The organism is Polyangium jinanense (assembly GCF_028435365.1).
Genome location: NZ_JAGTJJ010000039.1, coordinates 90,765 through 103,659, shown reverse-complemented (window position 1 = coordinate 103,659; position 12,895 = coordinate 90,765). Strand labels below are relative to the sequence as shown.

Below are 12,895 nucleotides of genomic sequence, written 5' to 3'. Positions count from 1 at the left end.
ACTGCGCATCGCGCAGTTCGTCCCCAAATGGTCCAGGGCTTGCCCTGGTTCGGGTCGAGGGGCGAACAGCCCCCGCGGGGTCCGGGGCAGCGCCCCGGCGCGACGCCTCTCGATGCTGACGCGCCGCTTCCTCCGGCCTTCGTTTTCTCGTAGCCTGCTTCTTCGGAGAACACGAACAGGATGGGTCAGGTGGATCGGCAGGAGCAACGAGGGACGCTCGAGCTCGTGGTGTATGCCGCGGGGGACGAGGCCGCGGCGACCGTCCTGCCGAAGATGGGCAGCGTCACCATCGGGCGTGGAGAGGGCAACGACGTGCGTATCGATGATGCGTCTGTCTCGCGCCGGCATGCTGTGCTCCACGTTGGGCCCTCGCTTCGCATCGAGGACAAGGGCAGCGCGAACGGCACGTTCGTGCGCAAGAGCGAGGACAAGGGCAGCGCCGTCGAGACCCGCCGCGTGCATCGCATGCCCGGCGAGACGTTCGCTGTCGAGCTCGGGGATTGTATCGTCCTTGGCTCCGTCATCGCCGTCGTCCGGCGCGCGCGGCACGAGGAGGGGCCGAAGGCCACGGACGAGGCGCGGCGTGGGGCCACGAGCCACGTCGTCGTCGCGGATCCTGGCATGCGCGCGCTCCATGAGGAGGCGCGCAGGGCTGCGGGATCGCCGTTCAACGTGCTTTTGCTCGGCGAGACGGGCGTCGGCAAGGAGATCCTCGCGCGGGCCATTCACGAGGCCTCGCCGCGGCGGGGCAAGCCGTTCGTGGCCGTGCACTGCGCCGCGCTCAGCGAGACCCTGCTCGAGAGCGAGCTCTTCGGGCACAAGAAGGGCTCGTTCACCGGCGCGACCGAGGACAAGAAGGGGCTTTTTGAAGCGGCTGACGGCGGCACCGTGCTCCTCGACGAGATCGGCGAGCTCTCGCCTTCGGTGCAGGTCAAGCTCCTGCGCGTGCTCGAAGATCGCGCGGTGCTCCGGATCGGCGCGGTCGCGCCGCGGCCTGTCGACGTGCGGTTCATCGCGGCCACGAACCGGGATCTCGAGGCCGAGGCCTTGCGCGGCACGTTCCGGCAGGACCTCTTCTACCGGCTGAACGGGATCACCTTCGTCGTGCCGCCGCTGCGCGAGCGGAAGACGGAGATCACCCAGCTTGCCGCGTTTTTCCTCGAGGACGCGTGGAAGAAGCTCGAGCGCAAGGGCGTGCCTTCCATCGCGAACGAGGCGCGGGAGCTGCTCGAGCGGCACGCGTTCCCGGGCAACGTGCGCGAGCTGAAGAACGCGATGGAGCGGGCCGCGGTGCTCTGCGCGGGCGACACCGTGCTCCCGGAGCACCTGCCGCCGCGGATCGCGCGGTCGTCGGGGCCGCCGTCGGGCAGGGCCGTGACGCCCGCTGCGGAGGTGCCGATGGCGACGCAGCGGATCACGGAGCTCGACGTGAGCGAGGCGCAGAAGCGGCTCGACGAGAAGCAGCGGATCCTCGACGCGCTGGAGAAATGCGCCCACAACCAGACGCGCGCGGCCGAGATGCTGGGGATCTCGCGGCGGACGCTCGTGTCCCGGCTGGAAGAGTACGATCTGCCGCGGCCGAGGAAGAGGTAAGGGGGGGCGATGGCGGAACGGGGGCGCTTCTCCCAGCGGGTGATCCTCGGGCTCCTCAGCTTGGGCGCGCTGCTCGGCGCGTATGGGGACGGCGCGGGTGGCGCTCCTGAGCCTGCGTCGCTCCGGCCGGAGACGCCCCCGGCGGGTGGGGCGGGCGGCAGCGGCGGGCTCTGCGAGGGCGAGATCCGGCGTTGCAAGAACAACCCCACGCAGCTCTGCGACTGCGGGTACATCTGCCCGGACAAGGATTGCTTGCCGGCGCCGCCGCATTGCGAAGAGGACACGGATTGTCCGAGTGGGTCGTGCAACGGCGGCAAGTGCAAGTGCAGTCGGATCCCTGGGATCGACGAGTGCAATCCGCGGCTTTCGGACGGTCATACGTATACGTGCAGCGGCGAGGGCTTCTGCGTGCAGCTCCCCGATCAATGCCAGGGGGACGGGACCGCGTGCGGCGTCGATGGGGTCTGCCGTCGTTCGCAGTGCTACGAGCGTTGCTCGTCGGATGTCGATTGCCCGGCGAGCCTCGTCTGCAAAAAGGAACGATTCTGCGGTCCCACGCTCGTGCCGGACGGCCCGCCGCAGATGTATTCGTGTGCGGCAGGGGGCGGCGAGGAGGACGGGGGAGGCGCGTGGCTGTTCGTGATCGTCGGGATGGCCGCGGCGATCAGGGCAAGAAGCCGAAGGTGAGCTGAGGGATCCAGAGCTGCATGAGGCCGTGCGCGGTCTGCAGCCCTTGCCCGGACACGTCGGCCACGGTCTCCGGCGCGCAGGCGACGCCATTGTCGCCGGCGGGCGGGCAGGACGCCTGCGCGTCGAAGGCGCGACCATTGAAGATATTTCCTTGCGCCAGGAAAAGGATGTAACCGAGGGACAAACCCACGCGGATTCCGCCGAACTTCGCCTCGATACCGACCTCCGGCATGAGGAACGTGGGCGCCGAGCGGAGGACGGTGCTCGTGCCCGTGAACATGAGCGGCGAGGCATGGCCACGATCGTCGCGGCCGACGCCGCTCACCGGATCGGAGGATTGCGCGGCGACGAGGCCGAGGGATCCGCGGAAGACGGCCTTCCACCGCGGCCCGAGGTCGAGCCGATAGCCGACCGCCGGCCCCATGAACGGGCCGCGCAGGGAGAGCCTGTGCGAGAGCGTGTACGTGACGGTCGAGATCCCGTCCGGGACCGGGACGTCCCGCGTGAGCGTGCGCTCGAACGTCGATTCGACGGAGAAGAAGCCGGTGAAGAGCTCGACGGAGACGTTGTTCGCCGTGATGTAGCCGCCGCGCGCGCCGGTGAGGAATCCGCTCGCGAAGGGGCAATGGTCCGTGCAGACGCTCTGGGCGTCGCGCTCGGCATTGCTATCCATGGAGCCGCCAAGCGTGGGGCCGCCGAAGGCCTGCGCGAACCAGCCCTGCGAGCGCGCAGGGGGCGGGGGCGGTTGCCCCGCGCCGACCACGATGCGCAGCGATTCGCCGGCCGGGAGGTCGTGATCGAGCAGCACGGCCCTTCGGTTGACGCGCACGGTGTGGCGGCCGGCGGGCAGGTACAGTGGGCATTCGCGCGGCAGGGGGCCGATTTCTCGTCCGTCGACGTAGAGGGCGCCCTCGCCGTCGACGACGTGGAGCGTGGCGACGAGGCCGCGCAGGCGCCGCACGTCGTCGATGAGCGCTTTTTGCTCCTCGGGCGTGAGCTCGCTGCGGAATCGATCGAGGACCTCTTCGTAAAGCGGGATCGCCTCCGCCGCGCGGCCGAGCTTGTCCAGGCAAACAGCGGCGTTTTTCGTGTTCGATTTGCGCGGGAGGATGTCGCGGGAGGCGAGGTAGCGGGCGAGCGCGCGTTCGAGTTTGCCCTCGCCTTCGAGCGCGCGACCCTCCTGGAAGAGCTTCTGCGCATGGGCCTTGTCCGCGGGCGAGAGTGTGCGCGGCGGCGGGTAGGGGCCGCAGGCCGACGCGGGGCGCGGGGCGAGGAGCGCGGCGGCGCCGAGGAGCATCGCGAGGCCGATTCCGAGGGCGTTTCGGGAGGCGCGCATCACTAGAATTCGTCGTCCGGTTTCGTGACGGGGCCTTTCGCGTCCGCCTTCGAGGTCGCGGGGACCGGGGCGCCGGTCGGGGTCGACGCGGTCGCGTCCGGCGCGGACGTGCTCGCCGGCGTCGGGGTCGACGTCGTGGCCGCCGGCGTGGGCGAGGCCGGCTTCGGGATCGGGCTTCCGCCCTGCGCCACGTTCGCGAGGACGGGCTGGGACGCGGGGTTCGTGGACGGGGACGTGGCGGCCTGCGGGTCGGGCTGCGTGGGCCCGGAGAGCGTCTTCTGGATGCGCTCTTCGAGGTCCTTGTTCAGCGCCGCCGTCGCGCGGACCTCTTCCAGGAGTTTTGCCTTTTCCTTGTCGTTCCGCTCGGCCTCGGCGCGCTCCATCTGCTCGCGCTCGAGTTTTTCCTGAGCAGCCCGCTCCTCCGCGCGCACCGCCCGCACGTACCCGAGCCCGCCGACGACGATCGACGCCGCGACGATCGCCCCCGCGGTCGCCGCGAGCACCCTGCCGCGCCGCGAGACGCGCACGCTCGCCTGGATGAACCGCTCGGCCGCCGCCGACAACCGGACCGTGTTCGTCCGCTGGAGCTCCTTCGCGAACTCGAGCCTTCGCCCTCGCCAGAGCGTGGCGCTCTCCGCGTCGCGGGCGAACCGCGCGGCGTCATGCTCGATCTCCTCGGCGAGCATCCGATCGCCCTTCGCCTCGGCGATCCACGACGCGAGCCGCCCCCAGCGCGAGAGGAGCGCCTCGTGCGCGAGCGTGACCGAGGCCCCGGGCCCCTCGGCCGGCACGACGAGCCGCGCCTCGCCGAGCGCTTCGATCACGCGGCGCGCCCGCGTCCCCGCGATCGCCGCGAGCTCGTCCACGCTCATCACACGCCGCGTTCCCTCGGCCGTCGTGAGCGCGAGCAAGACGGCGCGCGCCGCCTCGATCGAGCCCTCCTCGGCCTGCTCCATCGACGCGAGCACCGCCTCGGCATGCCGCTCGAGCGCGCCCTCGACGCCGCCCACGGCCGTGAGCGCCGAGCGCAAGAGCAGCTTCTTTCCCTTGTCGCGCGCGTTCCAGAGCTCGGTCAGCGCGAACTCGACGAGCGGCATCGCGCCCGCCGTCGCGTCGATCCCCGCGAAGAGCTCCTCCGCGAGCGCGGCGTCCTCGAGCGCGTAGCCGTACGACGCGAGCGCGCGCTCGACGCTGTCGCGCCAGTACGTCGGCGAGAGCGGCTCCACGCGGCAAAGGCCTCGGGCCATCGTGTTGCCGAGATCCCCCATCGCGAGGAGCAGATGCAAGAGATCACTCCGCGCCGCGACGATCGCGCGCACGCCGGGCAAGGGCTGCGTGCCGATGCGCACGAGCAGGGCCGCCGCTTCTTCGCGGCTCTCGCCCGAGGAGGTGGTGACGAGTTCTTCGAGTTGATCGACGAAGAGGACGATGCCCCGCTCCTCCTCGCTCGCGCGCCGAGCCATGGCCTCGCAGAGCGGGCCCGGCGCGAGCGTGGCGGCGTTCGGGAGGAACGGCGCGAGCGCGGCGGCGATCGCGGCGCGCGGATCACGGCCAGGCTCGGCGATGGCCGTGTCCCACACCTCGGGCCAACCCACGATCCCGCCCTCGGCGAGCGCCGGCAAGATGCCCGCGCGCGCGAGGCTGGATTTCCCACTGCCCGAGGGGCCGACCAGCGCGACGAGCCCGCGGCCGCGGCAGAGCTCGATCGCCGCCGCGACCTCGGGCGTGCGGCCGAAGAAGACGTCGCGATCGCGCGCTTCGAAGCGGCGAAGGCCCCGGAACGGGCCTTCGTCCTCGTCGGGCAGGACGCGCGCGCGGCCCGCGAGATCGCGACGGATCTGCTCGAAGTGGTGCGCGACCCACGAGGCCCGCGGAGGCCTGTCTTCGGGGCGCGGCGAGAGCAGGTGATCAATGAGCGCGGCGAGCGCGCGGGGGACGCCCTCGATGCGCGCGGCGAGCGGCAGAGGTCGCGTGTACCCCGTGAGCACGCCGGGATCGAGCGCGCCTTCGTCGCCGATGCGCTCGGCGGGCAGCGCGCCCGAGAGGCAACGATGCAGCGTGACGCCGAGCGCGTAGAGATCACTCGCGGCCGAGGGCGGCGCGCCCGCGCCGAAGACCGCGGGATCGATGTAGCCGTACGTGCCCGTGATGCGGCCCGAGATCCGCGCGGTCGCGGCGAGCGCGCGTGGCGTCATGCCACTGTCCGGCCCGGCCGGGATCACGTCCTCGACGGCGGCCGGGGTCGAGGACGCCGACGCGATGCCGAAATCGATGAGCTTGTACGCGCCGCCGGCCTCCTCGACGATGTTGCTCGGCTTGACGTCGCGGTGCACGAGGCCTGCACCGTGCACCGCGGCGAGCGCGGAGGCGATGGCCACGCCGACGCGCAGCGTCTCGTCGACGGAGAGCTTTCCTTCGGCCTCGATCCGGTCTTCCAGCGATCGCCCGGCGACATGCTCCATCGCGAGGCCCATGACCCCGGCCGCTTCGTCGACGGCGAGCGCGTAGAAGCGCACCACGTTCGGGTGCTCGACGCGGCAGAGCGCGCGCGCCTCTTCGAGGATGCGGCTCCGATCGTTCGCGTTCACGTCGAGCGAGAACAGCTTGACGGCCGCCGTGCGCAGCTCGGCCTTGCCGTAGGTCTCGCGCGCGAGCCAGACCGGCGCGTATCCGCCCGCGCCGAGCTGCTCGACGAGGACGAAGGGGCCGATGCGCCTCTGCTCCGGGGGGCGCGTGATCAGGCTCGAAAGGGCCGGGTCGAGGGTCTCCAAGGGTCTTCGTGACGAGCGCCGCGGGGTGCATCCACGGAGCGCGCCGGCCCCGAGGATGCCCGACCCGCGTCGAGGCGTAAAGGGAAGGGCCGTGAGCGAGCCAGCACGAAGCCTTTCCTTGCATGCTCGGGGCGGGTTAGCATCACGTCGCCGATGTCCTCGAAGCACCACTCTGCGATCCTCGTTCGCCTCCTCGTGCCCTTCGCGGGGGCGCTCTCGTTCGCGTGTGTCGGGTGTGTGGAGAACACCGCGGGCGACATGGCGCTCGCCGAGGTGCAGAAGCTCAAGGCCGAGACGCGCGCGACCGAGGCGCGGCTCGCGGCGCTCGAGGGGCGGCAGATGTACGTCGGGCAGCAGCTCTCCTACCTCGCGGGCGTCATCGGCGAGGTCGGGCGCGAGGCCGCGGCGAAGGCGGAGTTGGTCTCGCGCAGGCAGGACGAGGTCGCGCAGAACCTCGAGCGGCTCGAGCGGGCGGGGATCGAGCGCGAGCGCGCGCGCGCGGCAGCCGAGTCGCCGCAGACGATCGTGGCGCGGGCGCAGGCGATGATCGACGCGGGTCAGATCAAGGCGACGGTGAAGAACGGGCGGACGAAGCTCGAAGCGGTGGAGGGGGCCGCTCCGGCTTCTCCGTCGATTCCGCCGCCTTCGCCCCCTGTGGCTCCGACCCGGAGCTTGGAGCTTGAAGACCCGTGGGCCGGGCAGCGCAAGCCGACCGCGCCGGCATCGCCGCCCGTGAAGCCCACGGGCCGGCGGATGTCGGACGACCTAGGTTTCTAGGCGCTTCCGCCGGACGACGTCCACATCGTCGGCGCGGCTTCGGGCGCCTCGGTGAGGCCGCGCAGCACGCGCAGCGCGTGGGAGAGCGTGCCCCAGAGCGCCTCGTAGGCCGCGGGTTCGAGCCGGATCGAGGTCGCGCCGAGGTGGATCGAGATCACGTTGCACTGCGGGCAGTGGTCGACGCGGGCGACGGGACCGCGCGAGAGCGTCACGGGGGCGCAAGGAGAGGCCTTCGCGGGACAAGACATGGTCGTGCTCCTGGGGTCTGGGCTCGGGTGTCGGTGCTCGTTGAAAATGAAAGTGATGTTCAATATCGATACAGGGCCAAGGTCGACCTGTCAAGCGATCTCGTGCGGACGCTTGCTGATTCAGTCCTCGTCGTCGGGAGGCGCTGCTCGGCGGGCTGAGCATGGGTCTCATCTGGGAGCCGCTTCGCTGGGGCGTTGCCCCAGGCCCCACCGGGGCTATCCGCCCCTGGACCCGGGGCCTGCGCAAGCGCTGGACCCGGGGTCGATGAACTGCGCGATGCGCAGTTCATCGAACAGGCCAGGTCAAGACCAACGACGACCCTGCCCATCAAGACTGCGGCGCTGACGATTCAACGGCAACGTGCCCGTCGCCGGCGTGGAACGCACCTCCATGGTCTTGCCAGCAGCCTGTTGGAAGAACTGCGCTTCGCGCAGTTCTTCCACGAACGGTCCAGGGCTTGCCCTGGTTCGGGTCGAGGGGCGAACAGCCCCCGCGGGGCCCGGGGCAGCGCCCCGGCGCGACGCCTCGCGATGAGACCAATGCTCAGGCTCGGCGGGGGAGGGGGGAGGAGCGACGCCGGGGCCGGGGCGCTCGCCGCAGCGGAAGTGCTCGTATTCGATGCCTCGTGTCGCCGATCCACCCGTACAACAGGCCCCGCACGAGGTGGACCGGCTCGTCCATCGTCGGCGAATCGAGGTGGACACCGGCGAGGGAGATCCCGAGGAACAACGCGGCGAGCCACGGAATGCGACGCTTTGGGAGGGCTTCGAGCGTGGAAATCGGCAAGAGCGGCCGAGCGACCGGGGGCCGCCCCATTCCTGTGGAAATCTCTGCGTGGACGCAGCGAGGCCAGCAAAGTCGACCGGGATTGACAAGCGAGGAGCTCCCCGGCGCCGGGCATGCCAGGGCTTGCTCGCGTTGCCCCGGCCGGGTAGGGTCGAGCGTGCAGGAACATCGCCTCCCCGAGTCCGCTGCGGCCACCTTGCTCTCGCTCGCGAGTCGTTGCCATGCGCGAGGCTGGGCCCTGGCGACGAGCGGTAATTTTTCGGTCCGCCTCGACGCGCATCGCTTCGTCATCACGAAGAGTGGCCTCGACAAGGGCGCGCTTCGGGCCGAGGACCTGCTCGTCGTCGACCTCGAAGGAAACGCCCTCACCGAGGGCCGTCCCTCGGCCGAAACGCCGCTCCACGCGCAGATTTACCGGCGCCGCGCGCGCGTGACGGCCGTCGCGCACACGCACTCTGTCGCTGCCACCGTCCTGTCACGCGCGCTCGTCGCGGAGGGGTACGTCGTCCTCTCCGGCTTCGAGATGCTCAAGGCCCTCGTCGGCGTGAACACGCACGAGACCTCGATCCGCCTGCCCATTTTCCCGAACGATCAGGACGTCCCGCGCCTCGCCGCGCAGGTCGACGCGGAGCTCGGCGGCGACGACTGCGTCTACGGCTACCTCCTCGCGGGGCATGGACTCTACACGTGGGGCGATACGCCGACCGAGGCGGCGCGGCACGTGGAGGCGATCGAGTTCCTCCTCGAGTGCGTCCTGCACGGCAAGCGGTGAGCGCGCCTCGCCGTTCTCCCGGCGCGCCGTCTCTTTCCGTCATGGAATCTTCGCAGTTCTGTAATGGAAGCAAACGAAACGGTAACATCGTCGCGACCGAGTCGTAACGAGTTCGTCACGCGAGTCGCCTAGCGTGGAGCGCACACGAGAAAGGCCGGGACGCCCCCGGAATCCTTCCCATGTCGCTCGCACGTCTGGCCGCGCGTTCGGTCTTCGGCGCGGTTTTTTGTCTTCCTCTGCTCCCGCGTGTCGCCGCGGCGGATGTCCCCGCCGCGCCCCGATCGGAGATCGCGCTGGCCACGATCCCGCCCGCGGAGCCCGCCGCGGTCAAACCCGCGCCGAAGCCCGCGGCCAAGTCCGAAAAGCCGAAGCCCGGCGAGAGCGCGGGCAAGGCTTCGCAGCACTGGTACGACAAGATCAAGATCCGCGGCTACTCGCAGGTCCGGTACAACCAGCTCGGCGTGACGAACGAGCGGCTCGTCAACACCCAGGGCGACCGCTCGATCGGCAAGGACGGCGGCTTCTTGATCCGCCGCGCCCGCCTGATCCTGCAGGGCGACGTGCACGAGCGCGTCTTCGTGTACATCCAGCCCGATTTCGCGAGCGTCGTCTCCGACCAGTACCACGTCCCCACGCTGCGCGACTGGTACGCGGACATCGCCCTCGACAAGAAAAAAGAATTCCGCTTCCGCGTCGGGCAGTCGAAGGTGCCGTACGGCTTCGAGAACATGCAGTCGAGCCAGAACCGCGCGCCGTTCGATCGCTCGGACGCATTGAACAGCGCGGTCAAGGACGAGCGGGATCTCGGCCTCTTCTTCTACTGGGCGCCCGAGCGCATTCGCAAGCGGTTCAAGTCGCTCGTCGACGACGGGCTCAAGGGCTCGGGTGATTACGGCGTCGTCGCGCTCGGCGTCTACAATGGCCAGACCGCGAACCAGAAGGAGCGGAACGACACGCCGCACGTCGTCGGTCGTGTCACCTGGCCGTTTCAGATCGGCAAGCAGATCGTGGAGATCGGCGCCGGTGGCTATGCCGGCAAGTTCGTCGTGAAGACCTCGGACGACGTCACGGCGCCCGACGAGATCCGCGACATCCGCGCCCACGCCTCGTTCGTCCTGTATCCGCAGCCGATCGGCCTGCAGGCTGAATACAACATCGGCCGCGGGCCGGAGCTCGTGGGCGATCGCGTCGTCGAGCGGCCGCTCCACGGCGGGTACGTCATGGCCATAGCCAAGATCGGAAGCTTCCTGCCCTACGTGCGCGGCGTGCTCTACGACGGCGGACGCAAGTTCGAGACGAACGCGCCCCATTACAAGGTCCGCGAGCTGGAAATGGGCCTCGAGTGGCAGCCCATCCCGGCCGTCGAGGCCACGGCCGCCTACACGATCGCCGAGCGCACCTACCCCGAGCCGCCTTACCCGCAGGAGAGCGGGCGTCTCGTTCGCTTGCAGATTCAGGTGAATTACTGAGCGCGTGAACGGGCTTGCAGCGAGGATCGGTTTGGGTCGATCCTCCAGGGGTGAGCTCGATCCACGTTTTTCGGGAAAACGCTCCCGGAGCGCTCGTCCGCGCCTCGCAGGACCACGCCGAGATCGCGGCGATCCTGCGCGACGTGGGCGTCCGCTTCGAGGCCTGGGAGGCTTCCTTTTCGTTCACGCCCTCCGCCACCGCGGAGGAGATCCTCGCGGCCTACCGCGAGCCCATCGAAACACTCTGCCGCGAGGGCGGTTATCCTTCGGTCGACGTCGCCCGCCTCTCGCCGGCGCCGAACGATCCGAGCTCGGCCGAGAAGGCTCGGGCAGCGCGCGGAAAGTTCCTCGAGGAGCACACGCACGACGAGGACGAGGTCCGCTTCTTCGTGCACGGCGCCGGCGTGTTTTACCTGCGCCTCGCCGGGCAGGTGCTCGCGGTGCGTTGCGAGCGGGGCGATCTGATCTCGGTCCCCGCCGGCACGCGGCACTGGTTCGACATGGGCACGCAGCCCGACTTCTGCGCGATTCGTTTCTTCGGCACGCCCGCGGGCTGGATCGGAAACTTCACGGGCGACGAGATCGCGCGGCGTTTCCCCGACGCCGACACCCTCGAGCGAGGCGCGCCGTGGTGAGGCGCATCGTCACGGACATCGAGGGCACCACCACGTCGATCGCCTTCGTGACGGACACGCTCTTCGTTCACGCGCGAAGGGCGCTCCCGGCGTTCGTCCGGACGCACCTCGGCGAGGCGCGCGTCACCTCGGCGCTCGATGCGGCGCGGGCGGAGGCGGGGCAACCGGACCTGTCCGACGAAGCCGTGGTCGCGCTCTGGCTCCGGTGGATCGACGAGGATCGCAAGGCGACGTCGCTCAAGGCGATCCAGGGCATGATCTGGGAGGAAGGTTATCACGCGGGGGCGTATCGATCGCACGTGTACCCGGACGTCCCCGGCGCGCTCGCGCGGTGGAAGGCGCGCGGGATCGGGCTTTCGGTGTTCTCGTCCGGGTCGGTCCTCGCGCAGAGGCTCCTCTTCGGGCACACGATCGAGGGGGATCTTTCAGGCCTCTTCGACGGCTGGTTCGACACGACGACCGGCAAGAAGGCCGATCCCGCGTCCTACGCGCGCATCGCGGCCGCGCTCGACGCCCCACCACACGAGGTGCTCTTCCTGTCGGACGTGAAGGCCGAGCTCGACGCCGCGCGCGCCGCCGGCCTGCTCCGCGTCGGGCTCGCGCGGGACGGCGCTTCGCCTTTCGCGGATCACCCGACCGCGCGGTCCTTCGACGACATCGTGATCGAGGGGGACGCGGTGCTCGTGCGCTGACTACCGGGCGAGCTTGCGGGCGAGCCACTCCGCAGCGTCGCGGGTCACCTCGTCCCGATTCGTCTCGTTGAACAGCTCGTGACGCGCGCCCGGGTAGACGCGGTACGTCACATCGGAAAGACCCGCCTTCGCGTACGCGTCGAGCAGCCCGCGCAGGTTCTTCGTCCGCTCGTGGACCGGATCCTCCGAGCCCGCGACCACGAACACCGGCAGGTCCTTCCGGATCCGCGCGAGAGCGTCCGGGTGCGCGAGCGAGGGCATCGCGCCGAGGAGCTGCACCCATAACGTCGTGGTCGCCGGGAAGCCGCACAGCGTGTCGGCGACGTACTTGTCGACCTCGGCCGCGTCGCGCGACAGCCAGTCGTAGGGCGTGCGGTTCGGGCTGAAGGTGCGGTTCCACGCGTCGAACGACATCCCCTGGATCACCGCGCTCTTGCCGCGCTCGCCGAGCCGCGCGCGCTCGGCCTTCGCCACGAGCACGCCCGCGCGCGCCATCATGCTCGGCGGTCCGTTGGTCCCCGAAAGGATCACGGCGGCGAGCTTCTTGCCCTCCTCGGGCAGGACGCCCTGCGCGATGAGCGAGCCCATCGAATGGCCAAGCAGCGCCTGCGGAAGGCCCGCGTAGGCGGTGCGGGCGCGCGCGAGGAGGCCTCGCAGGTCCGCAACGACGCGGCCGAAGCCGTCGCCCGGGCCGAAGTAGCCGAGCTCGTCGCCGGACTTGGCGGTGCGCCCGTGGCCGCGGTGGTCGTGGGCCTCGACGACGAGGCCGCGCGTGGTGAAGGCCTCGGCGAGGCGCGTGTAGCGGGCGCCGTGCTCGCTCATGCCGTGCGACACGTGGACGACGCCCAGGGCTCGCATGCCCTCGTCGGGGGAGAAGACGTGCACGAAGATCGGCTTGCCGTCATCGGCGATCCATTCGAACGAGGAGGTACGCATCGGGCGGCGGCCGTTCTACACATGGTCCCGGGCGGATGGGAAGAACGAGTGTGTCCCGGGCGAGAAGGTCCCGTCCGTGAAAGAACACTTGCGGTGGTCAAAAATTCCCGCTAGAGGCTCGCCCGCCCGATCTTCCGAGCTCGTCCCCGTGTGGCGCTTTCGCCCCGACCCCGGGGGCTCGGATCGTGC

The 12,895-nt window shown here is 70.3% G+C and carries 11 protein-coding genes; 7 read left to right on the top strand and 4 right to left on the bottom strand.

Annotated features, from left to right (window positions below; genetic code table 11):
- The first annotated feature begins 180 nt into the window (after positions 1-180).
- Together KEG57_RS38955 and KEG57_RS38950 are read left to right on the top strand one after the other, a co-directional pair.
- Positions 181-1,593 carry a sigma 54-interacting transcriptional regulator gene (locus tag KEG57_RS38955; RefSeq protein WP_272422294.1) on the top strand — a complete coding sequence of 471 codons (1,413 nt, stop codon included), beginning with the start codon at positions 181-183 and terminating at the stop codon, positions 1,591-1,593.
- A gap of 9 nt (positions 1,594-1,602) precedes the next feature.
- Positions 1,603-2,280 carry a hypothetical protein gene (locus tag KEG57_RS38950; RefSeq protein ID WP_272422293.1) on the top strand — a complete coding sequence of 226 codons (678 nt, stop codon included), beginning with the start codon at positions 1,603-1,605 and terminating at the stop codon, positions 2,278-2,280.
- Here the strand turns inward: KEG57_RS38950 and KEG57_RS38945 are convergent.
- Together KEG57_RS38945 and KEG57_RS38940 are read right to left on the bottom strand one after the other, a co-directional pair.
- Complete coding sequence (locus KEG57_RS38945; protein ID WP_272422292.1) at positions 2,258-3,619, bottom strand: tetratricopeptide repeat protein; 1,362 nt, start codon at positions 3,617-3,619, stop codon at positions 2,258-2,260. The genes KEG57_RS38950 and KEG57_RS38945 overlap by 23 nt on opposite strands.
- 2 nt (positions 3,620-3,621) lie before the next feature.
- A complete protein-coding gene (locus KEG57_RS38940) occupies positions 3,622-6,390 on the bottom strand; it encodes a serine/threonine-protein kinase (protein WP_272422291.1) in 2,769 nt (922 codons plus the stop codon).
- Positions 6,391-6,543: 153 nt separating this feature from the next.
- Here KEG57_RS38940 and KEG57_RS38935 point away from each other — a divergent pair, with 153 nt between their 5' ends.
- Entirely contained in the window at positions 6,544-7,167 is a 624-nt protein-coding gene (locus KEG57_RS38935; protein WP_272422290.1) for a hypothetical protein, read from the top strand.
- On the opposite strand, the gene KEG57_RS38930 is transcribed toward KEG57_RS38935, so the two are convergent.
- Entirely contained in the window at positions 7,164-7,415 is a 252-nt protein-coding gene (locus KEG57_RS38930; RefSeq protein WP_272422289.1) for a hypothetical protein, read from the bottom strand. The two genes, KEG57_RS38935 and KEG57_RS38930, sit on opposite strands and share 4 nt — an antisense overlap.
- Before the next feature lie 944 nt (positions 7,416-8,359).
- Here KEG57_RS38930 and KEG57_RS38925 point away from each other — a divergent pair.
- The 4 genes from KEG57_RS38925 to mtnC all read left to right on the top strand — a co-directional run bounded on the left by KEG57_RS38925 (position 8,360) and on the right by mtnC (position 11,770).
- Positions 8,360-8,974, top strand: a complete 615-nt coding sequence (locus KEG57_RS38925) for a methylthioribulose 1-phosphate dehydratase (protein ID WP_272422288.1) — start codon at positions 8,360-8,362, stop codon at positions 8,972-8,974.
- Positions 8,975-9,153: 179 nt separating this feature from the next.
- Positions 9,154-10,443: a porin gene (locus tag KEG57_RS38920; RefSeq protein WP_272422287.1), complete on the top strand. Its 1,290-nt coding sequence runs from the start codon at positions 9,154-9,156 to the stop codon at positions 10,441-10,443.
- Between the two features lie 50 nt (positions 10,444-10,493).
- A complete protein-coding gene (locus KEG57_RS38915; protein WP_272422286.1) occupies positions 10,494-11,078 on the top strand; it encodes a 1,2-dihydroxy-3-keto-5-methylthiopentene dioxygenase in 585 nt (194 codons plus the stop codon).
- Positions 11,072-11,770: an acireductone synthase gene (mtnC, locus tag KEG57_RS38910; RefSeq protein WP_272422285.1), complete on the top strand. Its 699-nt coding sequence runs from the start codon at positions 11,072-11,074 to the stop codon at positions 11,768-11,770. Before KEG57_RS38915 ends, mtnC begins: the two co-directional genes overlap by 7 nt.
- Here mtnC and KEG57_RS38905 read toward each other — a convergent pair whose 3' ends face one another.
- The gene (locus KEG57_RS38905; protein ID WP_272422284.1) at positions 11,771-12,706 is read right to left on the bottom strand and encodes an alpha/beta fold hydrolase; all 936 of its coding nucleotides are present in this window, start codon (positions 12,704-12,706) and stop codon (positions 11,771-11,773) included. It abuts the gene before it with no gap.
- Positions 12,707-12,895: the final 189 nt, after the last annotated feature.